The sequence below is a fragment of the Citrobacter sp. Awk 4 genome, assembly GCF_028069725.1.
In the GTDB taxonomy this organism is placed as follows: Bacteria; Pseudomonadota; Gammaproteobacteria; order Enterobacterales; family Enterobacteriaceae; genus Citrobacter_D.
The window spans coordinates 71217-91591 of sequence record NZ_JANEWG010000009.1; the positions used below are offsets into that span (position 1 = coordinate 71217).

Sequence of the window (20375 nt, forward strand, 5' to 3'; positions counted from 1 at the left end):
TTTAGCGTTTATCCACCAATGTACGATAAATTTTGCGTAATTCCGGTCTGGTTCTGATGCAGGAAATGGGTCTGTTTTTTCGCCAGCAACGCGGCCGAAATACGCGCCTCCAGTGCAGACTGTTGCGTGTCATCTTCCAGCAGATCGCGCAGACTGACGCCACCTTCGCCAAACAGGCACAGGTGAAGTTTCCCCACTGACGACACACGCAGACGGTTGCAGGTTGCACAGAAATCTTTCTCATACGGCATGATAAGACCAATTTCACCGGCATAGTCAGGGTGGCAGAACACCTGCGCCGGGCCGTCGCTGCGCTTACGTAACTGATGGAGCCAGCCGCGACGCAACAGTTCGTCACGCAGCACCTGACCAGAAATATGGTGTTTACGGAAGAGTTCACTCCCCTCCCCGGTTTCCATCAGTTCGATGAAACGCAGTTGGATGGGGCGTGCCTGAATCCAGGCAAGGAAGGTGTCCAGTTGATGGTGATTGACATCGCGCATCAGTACGGTATTGACTTTGACCTTTTCAAACCCGGCGTCAAAGGCGGCGTCGATTCCCGCCATCACCTGCTGAAATTTATCCTGCCCGGTAATGGCGTGAAACTGGCGAGCATCGAGACTGTCGACGCTAACATTGATGCCGGTCAGTCCGGCGTCGCGCCAGTTCGCCGCGTCACGCGCCAAGCGGTAACCATTGGTGGTGACAGCAATCTGGCGGATCGCAGCATTTTCACGCACGGCGGCGATGATGTCGGTAAAGTCACGACGTAAGGACGGCTCACCGCCCGTCAGACGCACCTTCTCGGTGCCCAGGTTCGCAAACGCGCGCGTTACCCGGCGAATTTCGTCGACGGTCAGAAAGCCATTATTGGTGACCCCGCCTGGCTTGTAGCCATCCGGCAGGCAGTAGGTGCAACGAAAGTTACACACATCGGTAATCGACAAACGTAAGTAGTAAAACTTACGCGCGAAAGCATCGGTAAGTTGTGAGCCCATGTACACCTTTCCAAATACGGGAGGCGGAGTCATTTCTTCCTGCGCCCTGGTGACAAACACGTTTACGCGTTGTCACGGCCAAAGCACCGTATCATTTGACCCAGGTGCAGAGGCTAGAGTGTTTATTGTGGTTATGCCGATACTAGCGTGTAAACGTTTTTTACGCCATCTACACTTACGCTGTATAATCATATACATAACGTATTGATCGTGCACTTTCGCTACAGAATAAGCAAAAATCACAGTTTTGCATTGATATACATCATTTTGCTGAACCATCCCCCTAGCCATAAAGAGGTAGATGGCAAGATTTTATTTCCACTCAGCCCACCAGGCTAATTGCTGAAAACCCGCGATTTGCGCTACTGTAATGCAGATCTTTTAACACCAGGAATTACTATGCGCAATCGCACGCTGGCAGACCTCGACCGTGTTGTGGCCCTCGGCGGAGGGCATGGATTAGGACGCGTTCTTTCTTCACTCTCGCCATTAGGTTCACGCCTGACCGGTATTGTTACAACGACAGACAACGGCGGTTCAACAGGGCGTATTCGCCGTTCAGAGGGCGGTATTGCCTGGGGCGATATGCGTAATTGTCTGAACCAGTTAATTACGGAACCCAGCGTCGCTTCAGCAATGTTTGAGTATCGTTTTGGCGGTAATGGCGAACTTTCCGGCCATAACCTCGGAAATCTGATGTTAAAGGCGCTGGATCACCTTAGCGTAAGGCCTCTTGAAGCCATCAATTTAATTCGTAATTTGCTGAAAGTGGATGCGCATTTAATTCCGATGTCGGAGCTGCCGGTAGACCTGATGGCGATCGACTCCCAGGGACATGAAGTATACGGCGAGGTCAATATCGACCAGTTGTCCATGCCACCGCAAGAGTTGATGCTGTCGCCGAAAGTGCCTGCCACCCGCGAGGCCGTGCAAGCCATTAGCGAAGCGGATCTGATTTTGATTGGGCCAGGCAGTTTTTACACCAGTCTGATGCCTATTCTGTTGCTGGACGATCTGGCGCAGGCGTTACGACGTACCCCAGCGCCCATGGTGTATATCGGCAATCTGGGGCGCGAGTTGAGTTTGCCCGCCGCCAGTTTATCTCTTGTCGATAAGCTCGCCATCATGGAGCAGTATGTCGGGAAGAAAGTGATTGATGCGGTCGTGGTCGGGCCGAAAGTCGATGTCTCAGCCATCACCGACAGAATTGTGATTCAGGAGATTCTGGAGGCCAGCGATATTCCGTATCGTCATGACCGTCAGCTACTGCACTGCGCGCTGGAAAAAGCAGTACAAGCGCTCGGCTAAACCGATATGCCTGATGGCGACACTAACGCGCTTTATCAGGCCTACCGCGAAATTCCCTAAGATGCCGCAATAAACAACTCGCGTAACTGGTGCAACTGATCGCGGATCTGCGCGGCTTCTTCAAACTCCAGATTCTGCGCATGTTGCATCATTTGCCCCTCCAGCTCATGGATTTTTTGCTGCAACGCTTTCGGCGTCATGTCCAGCTCAACCACATCGGACTTCGCCCCTGCGCGAGACTTCCCTCTCCCCTTCGCTTTGGTCTTCGCAATGTTCTGACCGAGCGCCAGAATATCGACCACTTTTTTGTTCAGCCCCTGCGGGATGATGCCGTGTTCTTCGTTGTACTGCTGCTGCTTCTCTCTGCGACGTTCCGTCTCGCCAATGGCCTTCGCCATTGACGCGGTAATTTTATCGCCGTAGAGAATGGCTTTGCCGTTAATATTGCGCGCCGCGCGCCCGATGGTCTGTATCAGCGAACGTTCAGAACGCAGGAAGCCTTCTTTGTCGGCATCAAGTATCGCCACCAGCGAGACTTCCGGCATATCCAGTCCTTCGCGCAACAGGTTAATCCCCACCAGCACGTCAAACTCGCCCAGACGCAGGTCGCGAATAATTTCCATGCGCTCAACGGTGTCGATATCTGAGTGCAGGTAGCGCACGCGCTCGCCGTGCTCTTCCAGATATTCCGTAAGGTCTTCCGCCATCCGTTTGGTCAGCGTGGTCACTAACACGCGCTCGTTGATCGCCGCGCGAATACGGATTTCAGAGAGTAAATCATCCACCTGCGTCGCCACCGGACGGACTTCAATAACCGGATCCAGTAGCCCGGTCGGTCGCACCACCTGATCCACAACATCGCCACCGGATTTCTCCAGCTCATAGTTACCTGGTGTTGCGGAAACGTAGATAGTTTGCGGGGCCAGTGCTTCGAACTCTTCAAACTTCAGCGGGCGGTTATCCAGCGCTGACGGCAAACGAAATCCGTATTCGACCAGCGTCTCTTTACGCGCCCGGTCGCCGCGATACATCCCGCCAATTTGTGGAATGGTCACGTGGGATTCATCCACCACCAGCAGACCGTCAGCAGGCAGATAGTCAAACAGCGTCGGCGGTGGCTCGCCCGGTCCGCGCCCGGACAGATAACGGGAGTAGTTTTCGATGCCGGAGCAATATCCCAACTCGTTCATCATTTCCAGATCGAATTGGGTACGCTGTGATAAACGCTGTTCTTCGAGCAGTTTGTTGTTCGCCAGCAGGTTTTTACGCCGTTCCGCCAGCTCGACTTTAATTTCTTCCATTGCCTGCACAATACGTTCACGCGGGGTGACGTAGTGCGTCTTAGGGTAGATGGTATAGCGTGTAATCGTTGACTCTACCTGCCCGGTGAGCGGATCAAACAGCGACAAACGCTCCACCTCTTCGTCGAATAACTCCACGCGCAGTGCGATGTCGTCAGACTCCGCCGGGAAAATGTCGATCACCTCGCCGCGCACACGGAACGTACCGCGCTGAAAAGCCTGATCGTTTCGGGTGTATTGCAATTCCGCCAGACGGCGCAAAATGGCGCGCTGGTCGATAATCATGCCCACCGTCAGATGCAGCATCATTTTCAGGTATAAATCGGGATCGCCCAGACCATAGATGGCAGAAACAGAGGCCACCACCACCACATCCCGACGCTCCAGCAGCGCTTTGGTGGCCGACAGACGCATTTGTTCAATGTGTTCGTTCACCGAGGCATCTTTCTCGATAAACGTGTCGGAACTGGGTACATAGGCTTCGGGCTGGTAGTAATCGTAGTAAGAAACGAAATATTCCACCGCGTTTTCCGGGAAGAACTCTTTCATCTCGCCGTACAACTGCGCCGCCAGCGTTTTATTCGGCGCCAGCACCATTGTAGGGCGCTGCAAATCCGCAATCACATTGGCAATGGTGAACGTTTTTCCTGACCCCGTCACGCCCAGCAAAGTCTGGTGCGCCAGGCCATCTTCCAGCCCTTCCTCCAGACGACGTATCGCCTCCGGCTGATCGCCAGAAGGTTTAAATGCGGAATTCAGTTTGAACGGTTTACTCATGTGCAGCTACCTGAAGGAATGGGCGGGCAGGTGTGTAATTTTACTCGGGATAGCTAAGATTGCCAGTAAAATATACTGGATGAAAAAACAGTAGCACGGTAAAGTATTTCTGTTACGCGGGCAAAAACCACGTCATCACAGTGCAAAATTTAGCCTCAGACGAGATAAAAAACCACCCGATGTCGGTTATCCCCAGACCTATGACTTTTTTAACATTTGTCAAGCCATGTAATGCGCGTTTTATGGCATTCAATGACACTTTTCTTGCAGCCATTGCTTTTATTTAACAAGCTGTTTTATAAAGGATATTTCTTTAAGCCGTCTTTCACACCAATTCAGTCGCAGGCCGCGTATTCTCTCGCTTACGTTATGTTTTCTAACTCTAATGCACAAGGTTATCCACAGGAATAGTGGATAACTGCTCCCAGCCCGTATGGACTGCCGCCTGGCAAAATCGACCTTCTGGTCATTTTCATACGACTAAAAAAAAATTATCGCTAATTTTTGATTTTTATCTGCTAACAATACGCCCCCAGCCAGACGAGATCTTGCTCGCATTTTCACCATTTTGTTGGTTGCACTGCTTTCGTCTAACTGGGCACCGATAGCGTGCAATCCTCTGTCATGACGCCTGGCCGGTTAAGAATCCATATCCCAAACCCAGGGTAAGCATCGAAAATCCTTCGTTTTTCCTCCATAACGGGGTTATGGCAAGAGAATTGCAACTTATCAGGACCTGCCGGTCAGGCGAATAGCATCTTGATGGGGGAGTTATGTTGAGTCTTCGCGCGGTGAATCAGTATTACGGTGGTCAACACACGTTGTGGAATGTTGATCTCGATTTAATCCCCGGGCAATGCACCTGCGTGCTGGGGCTTCCTGGGATGGGGAAAACCACGCTGGTGAACTGTATTACGGGGATCTTGCCTATCGAAAGCGGGACGATCTTCTGGCATGAAACCGGGGCTCCGCCCCGCGACCTGCGCACAACGCCTGCCGCCGACCGTTCTGCGATGGGAATGGGCTATCTCCCGCAAGAGCGGCGCATCTTTTCACAGCTGACCGTAGAAGAGAATCTGCATATTGCCCGTAAAGCCGCAGGGGAAAACGTCCCCATTGCGAGCTGCGATATATACGGTTTTTTCCCCGAACTTTATGCGCTGCGCCACCAAAAAGGCGTCATTCTGCCCGAAGACAATCAACACCAACTGGCACTGGCCTGTGCGCTGGTGACACAACCGCGTCTGCTGATCCTGGATGAGCCGACGCGGGGGATCGGGCACGCCTTTATCCACAAACTGGGGAATGTGCTTGTGCGGCTGAATCAGGAATGGGGACTCACCATTTTGCTGGTGGAACAAAGCCTGCCGTTTATTCGCCGGGTCGCTGACCGTTTTTGCCTCCTGCACCGGGGACGCAACGTGGCGCAGGGGCATCTGACCCAGCTAAACGACAAGCTTCTTAATCAGTGGATGACGCCCGCTCCAGAGCGCTGAGATCGAGGTAATGGCCTGTCGGGGCGCATTCCGGCGACTCGGCCAGCCAGGGGATTTCCCCTAACAGCGGCGCCGGGATCACGCGCGATAACGTCTCCATATACTCCTGATGGCGTTTCCCAGGCGGCGTGACGTCGTTGGCAATCCAGCCCGCGAGCGTTAAACCGGCTTGCTGTACCGCCTGCGCTGTCAGCATGGCATGGTTGATACATCCCAGTTTGACGCCCACCACCAGAATCACCGGCAATTGCTCGGCGCAAACCCAGTCAGCAAATGTCAGGGTCGTTGAGAGCGGCGTAAACCAGCCACCGGCCCCTTCAACCAACACCCAGTCAGCCTGGACTTCTAACGCCCGTAAACCGTCAGACATCACCGTCGCGAGAATGGGTCTTCCCTCGTCGGCGCTGATAATATGCGGCGATGTCGGCTCCGCAAAGGTGTACGGATTGATGTCCTGATACGCCAACGCCTGCGTGCTGTTACGCTGTAATGCCTGCGCATCGCCGTTGCGTAAACCTTCCGTCGTCATTTCACTGCCCGACGCCACCGGTTTGTAACCCACCGTCCGGTACCCCCGCAAAGCGGCGGCCTGCAGTAGCGCGCAACTGGCGACAGTTTTCCCGACTTCGGTGTCAGTCCCGGTGACAAAATAACGCTTAGTCACGTTCAATCACTCCCAGAAAAAGATGATAAGTCAGCGGGTATTTCCCCTGCTGTTGCGGCCAGGCCAGTTGTAACTGCTGGAGCTGACTGCGGGTGAGCACTCGCTGTTCGCGCCCTTCATGCAGATGGGTCGCCCCGATGCCTTTGAGTGAACGCATCGCGCTCAGCGCATCGTCAAACCAGAGCGTGATCGCCTGAATCCTGTGCCGTGCGCGCCAGCCTCGCAGGGCGTTTTCGAGAGTCACACCGTCTAAAAAGTGGTTGGCATGCGCCCGATTGTCGACCGCCAGCCACGCCTGCCGCAACTCCGGCAACGACCCTTGCGCCAGGGTGGTAAACGCCACCTGTCCGCCGGGACGCACCACACGATATAGCTCCGATAACGCCTGGGGTAAATCACTGCACCACTGCACGGCGAGGTTACTCCAGGCCAGATCGAAGCTCGCCGTGGGTTGTGAAATCGCTTCAATATCCGCCATCAAATAATGATCTGCGGCCTGTTGACGGCGCGCCTCCTCGAGCATTTGCGCTGAGAGATCGAGCGCCGTCACTTCGCTGCCCTGCGCGCGCCAGTAGCGGCTCATACGCCCCGGCCCGCATCCGGCATCCAGCACCTGTGAAAACGCACGCTCCGGCAACAATCCCAGTAACGCATCCGCGCTCAGGCGTTGCAGTTCGGCATGTTGTTCATACTGCGTCGCGGCCCGACCGAACGCCGCTGCAATAGCCTGCTTATCAAACTGCGCCATGCAGCACCTCCAGCAGGCGATCGATGTCCTGTTTTTCGTGCGCCTGGGTCAGCGTCAAACGCAGCCGCGCGGTGCCGACAGGAACGGTAGGCGGGCGGATCGCGGTCGCCCAGCACCCCTGGCTGCGCAACGTTTCCGCCAGCTGTAATGCGCGCGCGTTATCGCCGACGATCAGCGGCTGGATTGCGCTGTGCGAAGGCGCCAGGGCGAACGCCGTGGTATCCACGCCCGCACGAAAATGTTCAATCAGTGACGCCAGTTTTTCTCTGCGCTGGCGACCTTCATCGCTACGGATCACCGCCAAAGAGGCGCGTAACGCCTGGGCCTGAGCGGGTGGCATACTGGTGCTGTAGATCAGGTGGCGGGCGAACTGCAACAGATACTCTGCCACACTGTCGGAACAGAGAATGGCCGCGCCGCTGACGCCGAACCCTTTGCCGAACGTGACCACCAGCAGTTCTGGTTTCACCTGCTGCTGCCAGCAACTCCCTCGCCCCTCCTCGCCAGTAACGCCAATACCGTGCGCATCATCGACCAGCAGCCACGCTCGGTGCTGTTGCGCGGTACGCTGAATCTCAGCAAGCGGCGCGCTGTCGCCATCCATGCTGAATACCCCTTCGGTCACCACCAGTTGTTGACCAGACGTCGGGGCGGCCAGCAAACGCGACAGATGTTCGGGGTTGTTATGCGTAAAACGACGCAATTGCGCAGGACTAAGGCTGGCGGCCTCCAGCAGCGACGCGTGACTGAGCCGGTCTGCCACGATGCGATCGTCTTTTGCCATCAGCGCGGCAATGACCGCCTGGTTCGCTGCAAAACCGGAAATAAATAACAGCGCACGCGAATACCCCAGCCACTGCGCCAGCTCTTCCTCCAGCGCCTGATGGGCAACGGAATAGCCGCTGACATGACCCGAACCGCCGCTACCAACGCCAAAACGCTCCGCGCCTTGCTGCCAGGCGCAGATAATCTGCGGATGGTGACTCAGTCCCAGGTAATCATTGCTGGAGAAATTGAGATACTGACGATCGCCCGAACAGAGCCAGCGTCCGGCCCCCTGCACCACCGCGTGCCGGCGGCGCAACGCATCGGCAGAACGACGCGCTGACAGCGCATCGTCGATTTTTTGCTGCCAGGTCATACGGTTGCCGCGTTGTAGTAATCGTCGGTGTCCGGGGTCATCAGCGCCTGTTCGAGGCGTTGTTGCTGTTCGTTATCACCCGCCAGCACGGCAGTTTGTTGTGGATTCAGCCCCAGTTTGCGGAACAACTGCAGATCTTTGTCCTCTTCCGGGTTTGGCGTGGTCAGCAGTTTACAGCCGTAGAACACCGAGTTTGCGCCCGCCATAAAGCACATTGCCTGGGTCTGTTCGTTCATCTGTTCACGGCCTGCGGAGAGGCGGACAAACGAGGTGGGCATCATGATACGCGCCACCGCAATGGTGCGAATAAAATCAAACGCGTCGACGTCGTCATTATCGGCCAGCGGCGTCCCTTTCACCTTCACCAGCATGTTGATGGGCACGCTTTCCGGCGGCGTCGGCAGGTTGGCTAATTGCAGCAACAGTCCGGCCCGATCGTTTACCGTTTCACCTAAACCCACGATACCGCCAGAGCAGACCTTAATGCCCGCCTCGCGGACTTTGTCCAGCGTGTCGAGACGCTCCTGATACGAACGGGTGGTGATAATGTTGCCGTAGAACTCTGGCGAGGTGTCGAGGTTGTGGTTGTAATAGTCCAGACCTGCTTCAGCCAGGCGCTGCGCCTGGGATTCGTTGAGGGTGCCCAGCGTCATACACGCTTCCAGCCCCAGCTCCTTCACCCCCTGCACCATCTGCTCCAGATACGGCATATCGCGTTCGTGTGGATTCTTCCAGGCCGCCCCCATGCAGAAGCGGGTCGAACCCGCATTTTTGGCTTTACGCGCAGAGTCCAGAACCTGTTCAACTTCCATCAAACGTTCTGACTCGAGACCCGTTTTGTAGCGAGAACTCTGCGGGCAATATTTGCAATCTTCCGGGCAGGCGCCGGTTTTAATCGACAACAGCGTGCTGACCTGCACCTGCTGTGGGTCAAAATGTTGACGATGAACCTGTTGCGCTTCAAACAGCAAATCCAGCAGCGGTTTTTCAAATAATTCGGTGACTTGCGACATTGTCCAGCGAGCGTGGTGAGCCATGTGGCCTCTCCAAAAGGTGTTGTTAATTTTTGATTCGGTGTAGACTCGTAAACCTAAATCTTTTTAATTTGGTTTACAAGTCGATTATGACAACGGATGATCTTGCCTTTGACCAACGCCATATCTGGCATCCCTACACCTCCATGACTTCACCGCTCCCGGTATATCCGGTGGCGCGCGCCGAAGGTTGCGAGCTGATTTTGTCTAATGGCGAACGCCTGGTTGACGGCATGTCCTCCTGGTGGGCGGCGATTCATGGCTACAACCACCCGCAGCTCAACGCGGCAATGAAAACGCAGATCGACGCCATGTCGCACGTCATGTTCGGCGGCATCACCCATGCCCCGGCTATCAATCTGTGCCGTAAACTGGTGGCGATGACCCCTGAGCGACTTGAGTGCGTTTTTCTGGCGGATTCCGGTTCGGTCGCGGTGGAAGTGGCGATGAAAATGGCGCTGCAATACTGGCGAGCATTGGGCGAATCCCGCCAGCAGTTCCTGACGTTTCGTAACGGTTATCACGGGGATACGTTCGGCGCGATGTCCGTCTGTGACCCGGAAAACTCGATGCATAGCCTGTGGAAAGGCTATCTGCCGGAAAACCTGTTCGCGCCCGCGCCGCAAAGCCGGATGGGCGGCGAGTGGGATGAGCGGGATATGGTGGCGTTCGCCCGTGTGATGGCCGCACACCGCAAGGATATTGCGGCGGTCATTCTGGAGCCGATAGTCCAGGGCGCGGGCGGTATGCGGATGTATCACCCTGAATGGCTGCGTCGCATCCGCAAAATGTGCGACCGCGAAGGCATTCTGCTGATTGCCGACGAGATTGCGACCGGATTTGGCCGAACGGGTAAACTGTTTGCCTGCGAGCACGCCGACATCACGCCGGACATTTTGTGTCTGGGAAAAGCGCTGACCGGCGGCACCATGACCCTCTCCGCCACGTTAACCACCCGCGCTATCGCGGAAACCATCAGCAACGGCGAAGCTGGATGTTTTATGCATGGCCCAACGTTTATGGGCAATCCACTGGCCTGTGCTGTGGCGACCGCCAGCCTGTCTCTGCTGGAAAGCGGAGCGTGGCAACAACAGGTTGCCGCCATCGAAACGCAATTACGCGCTGAATTAGCCCCTGCCGCGCAATCGCCGTGGGTGGCAGATGTGCGCGTGCTGGGCGCCATTGGCGTGGTGGAAACAACGCATCCGGTGAATATGGCGGCGTTACAACGCTTCTTTGTGGAACAAGGGGTATGGGTTCGCCCGTTCGGTAAACTTGTCTATCTGATGCCACCTTACCTGATTCAACCTGAGCAACTGCGTAAGCTGACGCAGGCAGTGAACGACGCCGTGACGCAGGAAACATTTTTTATCCATTAATCGGCGGTAAGCCCGTCTGATACTGGCTACACTTTTTGCGATTCAGTCGATTAACGGAGGGGGCATGAAACTTATCAGCCATGACCTGCGCGAAGGGGAAAAACTGCCCCATCGCCAGGTGTTTAACGGGATGGGCTATGACGGAGATAATATTTCTCCGCACCTGGCCTGGGACGACGTCCCACCGGGGACGAAAAGCTTTGTCGTGACCTGTTACGATCCCGACGCCCCCACCGGATCAGGCTGGTGGCACTGGATTGTCGTCAACCTGCCTGCCGACACGCGCGTTTTACCGCAAGGCTCAGGCTCTGGTCTTTCGCCGCTGCCGGAAGAAGCGATTCAAACACGTACCGATTTTGGTAAAGCAGGCTACGGCGGCGCTGCGCCGCCAAAAGGGGAAACTCACCGCTATATCTTTACGGTTCATGCCCTGAATGTGGAACGCATTGACGTCGATGAAGACGCCAGCGGCGCGATGGTCGGATTTAATGTCCATTTCCATTCGCTCGCCAGCGCGTCAATTACTGCGATGTTTAGTTAAGTCTCGTTTTGCCGGGTGGCGGCGCAAGCGCCTTACCCGGCCTACCTGGCTCATGCACAGGCCGGATAAACCTTAGCGCCATCCGGCATTGTTACAAGAACGCAGGCACCAGGCGCAATAAATCACCGCGAGCCAGTAGTGCAGTGGCGCACTCGATGTCCGGGGCGAAGAAGCGATCCTGGGTGTAGTGCGGAACCTGTTCACGTAATGCCTGGCGTGCCTGTTCCAGCAGCGGACTTGAGGTTAACCCTTCACGTAAATCAATCCCCTGACAGGCTGCCAGCCACTCCACGGCGATCACCCCTCGCGTATTGGCTGCCATTTCCCACAACCGACGACCCGCTGCCGGTGCCATAGAGACATGATCTTCCTGGTTCGCCGATGTCGGCAGACTGTCGACGCTGTGCGGATGCGCCAGCGCTTTGTTCTCGCTGGCCAACGCCGCCGCCGTCACCTGGGCTATCATAAAACCGGAGTTAACCCCGCCATTTTTCACGAGGAACGGCGGTAACTGCGACATGTGTTTGTCCATCATCAACGCAATGCGTCTTTCTGACAGCGCACCGATCTCCGCGATCGCCAGCGCCAGATTATCCGCCGCCATCGCCACCGGTTCCGCATGGAAATTGCCGCCGGAAATCACATCGCCCTCTTCGGCAAACACCAGTGGGTTGTCCGAGACCGCGTTGGCCTCCACCAGCAACACTTCCATGACCTGACGCATTTGCGTCAAACATGCGCCCATCACCTGCGGCTGACAGCGCAGAGAGTACGGGTCCTGCACTTTTTCGCAGTTATGGTGAGAGTCGGAAATCGGGCTGTTTTCAGTCAGCACGTGGCGATAAAGCGCCGCCGCGTCTATCTGCCCGCGTTGCCCGCGCGCCGCATGAATACGCGCGTCAAACGGACGGCGTGATCCCAGCACGGCTTCCGTGGTCAGTGCCCCGCATACCAACGCAGAAGCAAACAACTCTTGCGCCTCAAACAGACCTCGCAGGGCAAACGCAGTGGACGCCTGCGTGCCGTTAAGTAGCGCCAGCCCCTCTTTTGCCGCCAGCGTGACAGGCTCGAGACCCGCTTTACGCAGCGCCTCTTTCGCCGGTAGCCACTCACCTTGCCAGCGCGCTTTGCCTTCGCCGAGCAGCGTAAGAGACATATGCGCCAACGGCGCTAAGTCGCCTGACGCCCCCACCGACCCTTTTGCCGGAATCAGCGGATAAACCTCAGCATTGACCAGCGCAATCAGCGCTTCAATCACGCTCAGGCGAATGCCGGAAAATCCACGTGCCAGACTGTTGATTTTCAGCACCATCATCAGACGCACCATCGCGTCATCCAACGGTTCGCCAACCCCTGCCGCATGTGAAAGCACCAGCGAGCGCTGCAAATTTTGCAGATCTTCATTGGCGATGCGCGTCTGCGCCAGCAGACCGAAACCGGTATTGATCCCGTAAGCGGTACGCCCTTCAGCCACAATGGTGTTCACACAGGCGACGCTGGCATTGATGCCATCAATCGCGCAGGAATCCAGACTCAGTTGCACAGGCTGCTGCCAGACGGTGCGCAGTTGCGCCAGAGTCAGCTGGCCCGGCGTTAACATAAGCGTATTCATATCAACGATTTCCTTGAGTAGCCGCGATCATGGGTAAGTTCAGCCCCTGCTCGACAGCACATTCAACAGCGATGTCATAACCGGCATCGGCATGGCGCATAACGCCCGTTGCCGGATCATTGTGCAGTACCCTGGCGATGCGTGCTGCCGCCTCATCGGTGCCGTCACAGACGATCACCATCCCGGCATGCTGGGAGAAGCCCATTCCCACGCCGCCACCGTGATGCAGTGAAACCCAGGTTGCGCCGCTGGCGGTGTTGAGCAACGCATTCAACAGCGGCCAGTCGGAGACCGCATCGGAGCCATCACGCATCGCTTCGGTTTCACGGTTTGGGCTGGCGACGGAGCCGGAATCGAGATGGTCACGTCCGATCACAATCGGCGCGGAGACTTCGCCGCTGCGTACCATTTCGTTAAATGCCAGTCCCAGTTTTTGCCGCCACTCCAGTCCGACCCAGCAGATACGCGCGGGAAGTCCCTGGAAGTTGATGCGTTCACGGGCCATATCCAGCCAGTGATGCAGGTGTTTATCGTCTTTGACGATTTCTTTCACTTTGGCATCGGTTTTATAAATATCCTGCGGATCGCCGGAAAGCGCCACCCAGCGGAACGGGCCAATCCCACGGCAAAACAGCGGTCGAATATAGGCAGGGACAAAGCCCGGGAAATCAAACGCCTTTTCGACGCCCATCTCTTTAGCCATTTGGCGAATATTGTTGCCGTAGTCAAATGTCGGTACGCCCATTTCGCTAAATGCCAGCATGGCCTGGACGTGCGTCGCCATTGAGCGTTTTGCCGCCAGTACCGTACCTTGTGGGTCAGAAATCGCTTTCAGCTGGTACTCTTCCCAGCTCCAGCCAGAAGGCAGATAGCCATGCAGCGGATCGTGGGCGCTGGTCTGGTCGGTGACCATATCCGGGCGTACGCCTCGTTTTACCAGTTCTGGCACGATGTCCGCCGCATTGGCGCACAGCGCGATAGAGACGGCTTTCCCTTCACGGGTGTATTTCGCAATACGCGCCAGCGCGTCATCCAGGGATTCAGCCTGCTCATCGACATAGCGGGTACGCAAACGGAAATCGATACGGCTTTGCTGGCATTCAATGTTCAGTGAACAGGCGCCGGCCAGCGTCGCGGCCAGCGGCTGAGCGCCGCCCATACCGCCCAGCCCGGCAGTCAGAACCCAGCGCCCCGCCAGATTGCCCTGATAATGCTGGCGTCCGGCTTCAACAAATGTTTCGTAGGTGCCCTGCACGATCCCCTGGCTACCAATGTAGATCCAGCTTCCGGCTGTCATTTGGCCGTACATGGCCAGACCTTTCGCATCCAGTTCGTTGAAGTGTTCCCAGGTCGCCCAGTGCGGCACCAGGTTAGAGTTGGCGATCAACACGCGCGGCGCATTTTCATGGGTTTTGAATACGCCCACCGGTTTGCCGGATTGCACCAGCAGGGTTTCATCGTCATTCAGTTTGGTCAGCGCGTTAACGATGGCGTCATAACACTGCCAGTCGCGCGCGGCGCGCCCTATCCCGCCATACACCACCAGCTCGTGGGGATTTTCAGCAACATCGGGATCAAGGTTATTCATTAACATGCGCAGCGGCGCTTCAGTCAGCCAGCTTTTGGCTGTTAGGGTCGTCCCTCTTGGGGCACGGATATCCTGCTCACGATATTTGCTTTGGGGCATGTCAGATTCCTCACGAACGCTCAGATAAGTCACTAACATATACTTGTCTATACAAGCTATCGCAAGGACGTAATTAACAGAAATGATACATTTTTGTTATATTGCGTCAGCAATCACGGTTTTCGCTGTCGTCCGCTCAGGACATAAAATGGCCTTGCAGGCGATAACGCGCCCCCGGAAAGAGTAAACGCGCATGGGAGACGATCTGTGTTGCCGACCAGGTGGTACGACGGATCAGCAGGCAAGGGTCATGTTCCTTAATATTTAACAAGGCGCACTCTTCCGCCGTAGCGCGCACCGCTTCGACAATGTGCTCCCCTTCGGTCAAAGGGGCGATAAGCGACAAATAGGCATGCGGCGTGGTCTGGTGGTAATCCTGAGAGAGATATTCCGGCACCACTTCCGCATTCACACAGCGATCCTCAATTTGCACCGGCAGCGCGTCTTCGTAGTGCACCATGATGGAATGGAAAATGGGTGTCCCTTCTTTGACGTTAAGCGCCGCCGCCTGCAACGCCGTCGCCCGCGTGCTCTCCAGCGTCAGCACTTCACAACGGTGCTGATGGTGACGGGCGACGATTTCGTCAGCAATACTGCGGATTTCAAACAGCGCGGATTGCCCTTTCGGCTCCGCGACAAATGTCCCGACACCCTGCAGGCGCACCAGCAACCCCTCATCGGTTAGCTCCCGTAGCGCCCGGTTGATGGTCATGCGACTGAAACCATACTGCGCCACCAGCTCCGCTTCCGACGGAATACGGTCATGGGGTTGCCAGACTCCGCTGGCGATTTTTTCGCTGATGGCCTGTTTGACCTTTTCATAAAAGGGCGCAGGCGCACTGGCCGTGGCGGAACGTGAGCGAGAGGGAAACATGCAAAAGCCTTCCTTATGCGTATAAAAGGGGATCTGGTTTTAGTGCCACCAGTGCGCGATTTGCCAGCCAAGCCGCGCCGCAACTCGCGCTGCTTTGCCATCATCGTCAAAGCGGGGGTTAAATTCAACCATATCCACCGCCTGAAGTTTACCGCTTCGACAAACGGGTTCCACCAGACGCATTACGGTGGCAAGCGGCACCCCCAGCGCGGCGGGTGCGGAAACGGCTGGCATTTCCCAGACCGGAAGCACGTCGAGATCGATAGTCAGATAGATTTTGTCCACACTGGCGATAAACTGCGACAGCTGCGGTTGTGCGTCACCGCAGTTCAGATCCTCAACGACCATCACCTTACGCCGTTGCGCCTCATCCCATAGCGCGGCGGTATTTGCCGCCCGACTCACGCCAAAGCAGGCATAATGAAACCCGCGCCCCTGTTCCTCGCAGAGCTGCGCCAGTTGCCGAAATGGCGTGCCGGACGTCGCGCTTTGCGCGTGGCGAAGATCGAGATGCGCATCCAGATTGAGGATCCCAACGCGTGCATCCGGAAACGCATCCAGAACGCCAGCCCCATGACCAAACGCGGTTTCATGTCCACCGCCTAACACCAGAGTGCGCATATTGGCCTGCTGGCAGTGCCGTACGGCATCACGCAAGGCGTGTTGCGCCGCCTCCAGATCGGGGGCCTGCGCGATGATATTGCCTAAATCCACCAGTCGGTCGTGCCCCTGATGCGCCGCGAGGTTCGCCAGCGCTTTTCGCAGCGCATCCGGTGCGCCCGCAGCACCAGGACGCCCCTGATTACGCTTTACGCCTTCATCACAGGCAAACCCCAGTAACGCGATGCAATCCGGGTATGAGGAGGGGGAGAATGTCGGACTTAGCGTAATCGTCTGGAACAGGCGCAGCGCATTGGCGGCTTCTGCGCTGTCATCACGCCCCTGCCACAAAGAACGGGGTGTCGGTTGCCATTGCATCATTTTATCTGTCCTCTGAAAATGCGTTGATACAGCGGGTTACGGCCCGGCTCGTACAGGATTTCAACCGGAAGCGCCGCATCCCAGACAACAAAATCAGCCACATAACCCGCTTTAAGCTGCCCATGCGTTGCCTGTCGCCCGAGCGCGCGCGCAGCATGGCGTGTGACGCCTGCCCACGCCTCTTCCGGCGTTAGACCAAACTGAACACAGGCCATGTTCATCGCCAGATGCAGACTGATGAACGGGCTGGTGCCTGGGTTAAAATCGGTGGCGACGGCCATCGGCACCTGGTAGCGGCGCAGCAGTTCAACCGGCGGACGCTGGATCTCTTTGAGAAAATAAAACGCCCCCGGCAGCAGGACGCCCACGGTACCGCTTTGGCGCATCGCCGCCACGCCCGCTTCGTCCAGATATTCGATATGATCGGCAGACAGGCCGTGATAACGACTGACCAACTGCGCGCCGCCCAGCAAAGAGAGTTGCTCAACGTGGCCCTTAACCGGGATCCCCAGCGCCTGCGCGGCCTGGAACACACGCTCGCTTTGCGCCAGAGTAAAACCGACGCTCTCGCAGAACAGATCCACAGTCTCAAACATCCCCTTTTCCCATAAATGAGGCAGCATCGACTCGCACACCTGTGTGATGTAACCGTCAGGATCGTCGCGATATTCCGCAGGTGTGGCGTGCGCCGCCAGTAAGGTCGGGCTGATTTCCACGGTGTTCTCAGACGCCAGCACCGCGATAACCTGCAGCATCTTCTCTTCTGTGGGCAAATCCAGACCGTAGCCCGACTTTATCTCCAGCAGCGTGACGCCCTCTTTAACAAGGCGCGCCATTCTGGCCCGTGCGATGGCAAGTAAATCATCTGCGGAGGCTTTTCGCGTCGCCGACACGGTCGAATTTATCCCGCCACCCTGCGCGCTAATCTGTTGATACGAGACTCCGTTTAGCCGCTGTTCCCATTCTGCGGCGCGGTTGCCGCCAAAGATCAGGTGCGTATGACAGTCTACCAATCCCGGCGTGACCAGACGCCCCTGCATATCAAACGTCTTACTCTGCGCCACGTCTAATGATGACTCGGGGACAATGTCCAGTATATTGCCCTGACGCACCACCAGCGCATGCCCCTCGACCATGCCATACGGCGTGTTACGTTCGGGATCCATCGTCGCCAGCCGGACATTCCGCCAGATGACGTCATCAGGTAAAAGTTGCCGCATTCCATCCACCACTTGTCATAGGTTGTATAGACATTTATTTTTATTCCTGCGCTGTTGTCAACCGGGGGAACGATAAATGTTGCTTATTTGTGACATATCGGCCCAATCCATGCGGCATCTGACGCCTAAAAATGAACTTTTTGCCTTTTCACCTTCCCGTTTCGCTCAACTTAGTATAAAAAAGCAGGCTTCAATGGATTTAATTTAACTTTCAAAGCCCGGAGCAACCTGTGAACACATTATCAGTTTCCCGTCTGGCGCTGGCACTGGCTTTTGGCGTGACGCTGACCGCCTGTAGCTCTACGCCGCCCGATCAAATCCCTTCCGATCAGACTGCGCCAGGAACGTCCTCGCGTCCGATCCTGTCGGCGAATGAAGCGCAGAATTTTGTTGCTGCGCATTATTTCTCTTCACTGACGCCAAATACGGCACCGTGGTCGCCTTCTTCTATTTCTCTGCCAGCGCAGCCTGACTTTGTGGTCGGCCCGGCAGGAACGCAGGGCGTCACGCATACGACGATTCAGGCGGCAGTGGATGCTGCAATTACCAAACGTACCGATAAGCGTCAGTTTATTGCGATTATGCCAGGCGAATATCAGGGTACCGTGTACATTCCGGCCGCACCTGGCAGCCTGACGCTGTACGGTATGGGCGAGAAGCCGATTGATGTGAAAATTGGCTATGCCATTGACGGCGATATGAGCATTGCTGACTGGCGTCGTACGGTAAACCCGGGCGGTAAATATATGCCGGGTAAACCCGCGTGGTATATGTTTGATAGCTGCCAGAGCCAACGTAACGCAAACATTGGCGTCATGTGTTCAGCGGCTTTCTGGTCGCAGAATAACGGCCTGCAATTGCAAAACCTGACAATCGAAAACAATCTCGGTGACAGCGTAGATGACGGTCATCACCCTGCCGTTGCCCTGCGCACCGACGGCGACAAAGTTCAGATCAACAATGTGAACCTTCTCGGTCGTCAGAACACCTTCCTGGTAACCAACAGTGGTGTGCAAAACCGTCTGCAAAACGATCGTCAGCCGCGCACGCTGGTCACCAATAGCTACCTCGAAGGGGATGTGGATATTGTGTCGGGTCGTGGCGCCGTGGTGTTTGATAACACCGACTTCCGCGTTGTGAACTCCCGTACACAGAAAGAAGCTTACGTTTTCGCCCCGGCAACGCTGTCAAACGTCTTCTACGGTTTCCTCGCGACCAACAGTCGTTTCACGGCAAGTGGTGATAATGTCGCGCAACTGGGCCGCTCGCTGGATGTCGATGCAAATACCAACGGTCAGGTGGTGATCCGCGATAGCGTGATCAACGAAGGCTTTAATATGGCCAAACCGTGGGCTGATACCGCGATTTTTAAACGCCCGTTTACTGGAAACACCGGAACGATGGATGATAAGGGTGACGTTCAGCGCAACCTGAACGACACTAACTTCAACCGCCTGTGGGAGTACAACAACCGCGGGTTAGGCAGCAAAGTGGTTGCTGAGCCGAAGCAGTAATCGCAGCCCTGGCCCGGTAAGCGCTACCGGGCCATGTGCCGGATAACGGCTGATACGCCTTATCCGGCCAGCGACACAGAATTAATACGCGTTAACGACCACCCACATTGGCCCCTGACCCACCGCATAGCGCGCTTTTTCACTTAGCAGTCCCTGCTCGCCAACAATGTCATACACCGCAATATGGTGTGACTTTTGCCCGGCGGCGATCAGATATTTTCCCTGGTTATCAACATTGAAGCCACGCGGCTGGGTTTCCGTCGGCTGATAGCCTTCTTTGGTCAGCACGCTACCATCTTCAGAAACACTGAACACCGTGATCAGACTGGCGGTACGATCGCAGGCATACAGATGACGGCCATCAGGCGTAATGTGAATGTCTGCCGCCCAGCGCGTGTCGGAGAAATCAGCAGGCATCATATCCAGCGTTTGTACACACTCCACGTTGCCATGAGGGTCTTTGAGTTCCCAGACATCCACGGAGCTGTTCAGCTCATTCACGCAGTAGGCGTATTGCCGGTTCGGGTGGAATGCCATATGGCGTGGGCCTGCACCTTCAACCGTCGTCACTTCCGCCGGTTCCTGCGCCACCAGTTTGCCGTCGTCGCTGAGCGTAAACTGGCAAATGCGGTCCTGTTTGAGCGCCGGAACCCACAAGGTACGATTATCCGGCGAGATATTCGCGGAGTGGCATCCCTCCAGCCCTTCAACGACATCCACCACCTCAACAGGCAGCCCATCTTCCAGACGCGTCACGCTGACGTTTCCGGCATTGTAGGATCCGACAAAGACAAAGCGCCCCTGACGATCGGTGGAAATATGCGTCGGACTGCCCGGCAATGCAGACTCCGCTGCAAACGTCAGCGCTCCGTCGTCTGGCGCAATGCGATACGCCAGTACGCGAAACTCCGGACGCACGCCAACGTAGAGATAGCGCTTATCCGAACTGACCACCATCGGCTGAACCTGCCCGGGTACGTCAACCACCTGCACAAGCGTCAACCCGCCTTCATGACTCAGGCTCCAGACGTGAATTTGCTGGCTTTCAGGGCTGGCGGTATAAACTGTTTGCTTCATGAATGCTCCTTTGCTTTTGGCAA

General features: G+C 56.2%; 17 protein-coding genes and 1 riboswitch. Of the genes, 5 read left to right on the plus strand and 12 right to left on the minus strand.

Annotation, left to right across the window (positions count from 1 at the left end):
- Positions 1 to 8 precede the first annotated feature (8 nt).
- Positions 9 to 998, minus strand: coding sequence for a GTP 3',8-cyclase MoaA (gene moaA, locus NNO04_RS05695; protein WP_271443854.1), 990 nt, complete (start codon positions 996 to 998; stop codon positions 9 to 11).
- Positions 986 to 1131, minus strand: a riboswitch (molybdenum cofactor riboswitch). It overlaps the preceding gene by 13 nt.
- 266 nt (positions 1132 to 1397) lie before the next feature.
- Here moaA and yvcK point away from each other — a divergent pair.
- Positions 1398 to 2306 (plus strand): uridine diphosphate-N-acetylglucosamine-binding protein YvcK, encoded by a 909-nt coding sequence (yvcK, locus tag NNO04_RS05700; RefSeq protein WP_271443855.1) that lies wholly within the window; start codon positions 1398 to 1400, stop codon positions 2304 to 2306.
- A gap of 56 nt (positions 2307 to 2362) precedes the next feature.
- On the opposite strand, the gene uvrB is transcribed toward yvcK, so the two are convergent.
- Positions 2363 to 4384: an excinuclease ABC subunit UvrB gene (uvrB, locus tag NNO04_RS05705; protein WP_271443856.1), complete on the minus strand. Its 2022-nt coding sequence runs from the start codon at positions 4382 to 4384 to the stop codon at positions 2363 to 2365.
- Positions 4385 to 5157: 773 nt separating this feature from the next.
- Between uvrB and NNO04_RS05710 the strand changes: the two genes are divergently transcribed.
- A complete protein-coding gene (locus NNO04_RS05710) occupies positions 5158 to 5880 on the plus strand; it encodes an ABC transporter ATP-binding protein (RefSeq protein WP_271443857.1) in 723 nt (240 codons plus the stop codon).
- Here the strand turns inward: NNO04_RS05710 and bioD are convergent.
- The 4 genes from bioD to bioB are packed head-to-tail and all read right to left on the minus strand — an operon-like array spanning position 5846 to position 9470.
- Complete coding sequence (gene bioD, locus NNO04_RS05715; protein ID WP_271443858.1) at positions 5846 to 6544, minus strand: dethiobiotin synthase; 699 nt, start codon at positions 6542 to 6544, stop codon at positions 5846 to 5848. The two genes, NNO04_RS05710 and bioD, sit on opposite strands and share 35 nt — an antisense overlap.
- Positions 6537 to 7292 (minus strand): malonyl-ACP O-methyltransferase BioC, encoded by a 756-nt coding sequence (gene bioC / locus NNO04_RS05720; protein WP_271443859.1) that lies wholly within the window; start codon positions 7290 to 7292, stop codon positions 6537 to 6539. Before bioC ends, bioD begins: the two co-directional genes overlap by 8 nt.
- Positions 7279 to 8433 carry an 8-amino-7-oxononanoate synthase gene (gene bioF / locus NNO04_RS05725; protein ID WP_271443860.1) on the minus strand — a complete coding sequence of 385 codons (1155 nt, stop codon included), beginning with the start codon at positions 8431 to 8433 and terminating at the stop codon, positions 7279 to 7281. The genes bioC and bioF overlap by 14 nt, the downstream gene beginning before the upstream one ends.
- Positions 8430 to 9470: a biotin synthase BioB gene (bioB, locus tag NNO04_RS05730; protein WP_271443861.1), complete on the minus strand. Its 1041-nt coding sequence runs from the start codon at positions 9468 to 9470 to the stop codon at positions 8430 to 8432. The genes bioF and bioB overlap by 4 nt, the downstream gene beginning before the upstream one ends.
- 86 nt (positions 9471 to 9556) lie before the next feature.
- Here bioB and bioA point away from each other — a divergent pair, with 86 nt between their 5' ends.
- Positions 9557 to 10846 (plus strand): adenosylmethionine--8-amino-7-oxononanoate transaminase, encoded by a 1290-nt coding sequence (bioA, locus tag NNO04_RS05735; protein WP_271443862.1) that lies wholly within the window; start codon positions 9557 to 9559, stop codon positions 10844 to 10846.
- 64 nt (positions 10847 to 10910) lie between these two features.
- On the plus strand, positions 10911 to 11387 hold the full coding sequence (locus NNO04_RS05740) for a kinase inhibitor (protein WP_271443863.1): 477 nt from the start codon (positions 10911 to 10913) through the stop codon (positions 11385 to 11387).
- Between the two features lie 91 nt (positions 11388 to 11478).
- On the opposite strand, the gene hutH is transcribed toward NNO04_RS05740, so the two are convergent.
- From hutH to hutI, 5 genes are all read right to left on the minus strand, one after another.
- Entirely contained in the window at positions 11479 to 12999 is a 1521-nt protein-coding gene (gene hutH, locus NNO04_RS05745; protein WP_271443864.1) for a histidine ammonia-lyase, read from the minus strand.
- Position 13000: 1 nt separating this feature from the next.
- Positions 13001 to 14686, minus strand: coding sequence for a urocanate hydratase (hutU, locus tag NNO04_RS05750; RefSeq protein WP_271443865.1), 1686 nt, complete (start codon positions 14684 to 14686; stop codon positions 13001 to 13003).
- Positions 14687 to 14822: 136 nt separating this feature from the next.
- Complete coding sequence (locus NNO04_RS05755) at positions 14823 to 15560, minus strand: histidine utilization repressor (RefSeq protein ID WP_271443866.1); 738 nt, start codon at positions 15558 to 15560, stop codon at positions 14823 to 14825.
- Between the two features lie 39 nt (positions 15561 to 15599).
- Positions 15600 to 16541 (minus strand): formimidoylglutamase, encoded by a 942-nt coding sequence (hutG, locus tag NNO04_RS05760; RefSeq protein ID WP_271443867.1) that lies wholly within the window; start codon positions 16539 to 16541, stop codon positions 15600 to 15602.
- Entirely contained in the window at positions 16538 to 17761 is a 1224-nt protein-coding gene (gene hutI, locus NNO04_RS05765) for an imidazolonepropionase (RefSeq protein WP_271443868.1), read from the minus strand. Before hutI ends, hutG begins: the two co-directional genes overlap by 4 nt.
- 230 nt (positions 17762 to 17991) lie before the next feature.
- Between hutI and NNO04_RS05770 the strand changes: the two genes are divergently transcribed.
- On the plus strand, positions 17992 to 19275 hold the full coding sequence (locus NNO04_RS05770; protein WP_271443869.1) for a putative acyl-CoA thioester hydrolase: 1284 nt from the start codon (positions 17992 to 17994) through the stop codon (positions 19273 to 19275).
- An 81-nt stretch (positions 19276 to 19356) separates the two neighbouring features.
- Here NNO04_RS05770 and pgl read toward each other — a convergent pair whose 3' ends face one another.
- Positions 19357 to 20352: a 6-phosphogluconolactonase gene (gene pgl / locus NNO04_RS05775; RefSeq protein WP_271443870.1), complete on the minus strand. Its 996-nt coding sequence runs from the start codon at positions 20350 to 20352 to the stop codon at positions 19357 to 19359.
- Between the last annotated feature and the right edge of the window lie 23 nt (positions 20353 to 20375).

Excerpts from the sequence above, each read along its gene's own strand:
- moaA (WP_271443854.1), bottom strand. The coding sequence starts at position 998 with ATGGGCTCACAACTTACCGATGCTTTCGCGCGTAAGTTTTACTACTTA.
- yvcK (WP_271443855.1), top strand. The coding sequence starts at position 1,398 with ATGCGCAATCGCACGCTGGCAGACCTCGACCGTGTTGTGGCCCTCGGC.
- uvrB (WP_271443856.1), bottom strand. The coding sequence starts at position 4,384 with ATGAGTAAACCGTTCAAACTGAATTCCGCATTTAAACCTTCTGGCGAT.
- NNO04_RS05710 (WP_271443857.1), top strand. The coding sequence starts at position 5,158 with ATGTTGAGTCTTCGCGCGGTGAATCAGTATTACGGTGGTCAACACACG.
- bioC (WP_271443859.1), bottom strand. The coding sequence starts at position 7,292 with ATGGCGCAGTTTGATAAGCAGGCTATTGCAGCGGCGTTCGGTCGGGCC.
- bioF (WP_271443860.1), bottom strand. The coding sequence starts at position 8,433 with ATGACCTGGCAGCAAAAAATCGACGATGCGCTGTCAGCGCGTCGTTCT.
- bioB (WP_271443861.1), bottom strand. The coding sequence starts at position 9,470 with ATGGCTCACCACGCTCGCTGGACAATGTCGCAAGTCACCGAATTATTT.
- bioA (WP_271443862.1), top strand. The coding sequence starts at position 9,557 with ATGACAACGGATGATCTTGCCTTTGACCAACGCCATATCTGGCATCCC.
- NNO04_RS05740 (WP_271443863.1), top strand. The coding sequence starts at position 10,911 with ATGAAACTTATCAGCCATGACCTGCGCGAAGGGGAAAAACTGCCCCAT.
- hutH (WP_271443864.1), bottom strand. The coding sequence starts at position 12,999 with ATGAATACGCTTATGTTAACGCCGGGCCAGCTGACTCTGGCGCAACTG.
- hutU (WP_271443865.1), bottom strand. The coding sequence starts at position 14,686 with ATGCCCCAAAGCAAATATCGTGAGCAGGATATCCGTGCCCCAAGAGGG.
- NNO04_RS05755 (WP_271443866.1), bottom strand. The coding sequence starts at position 15,560 with ATGTTTCCCTCTCGCTCACGTTCCGCCACGGCCAGTGCGCCTGCGCCC.
- hutG (WP_271443867.1), bottom strand. The coding sequence starts at position 16,541 with ATGATGCAATGGCAACCGACACCCCGTTCTTTGTGGCAGGGGCGTGAT.
- hutI (WP_271443868.1), bottom strand. The coding sequence starts at position 17,761 with ATGCGGCAACTTTTACCTGATGACGTCATCTGGCGGAATGTCCGGCTG.
- pgl (WP_271443870.1), bottom strand. The coding sequence starts at position 20,352 with ATGAAGCAAACAGTTTATACCGCCAGCCCTGAAAGCCAGCAAATTCAC.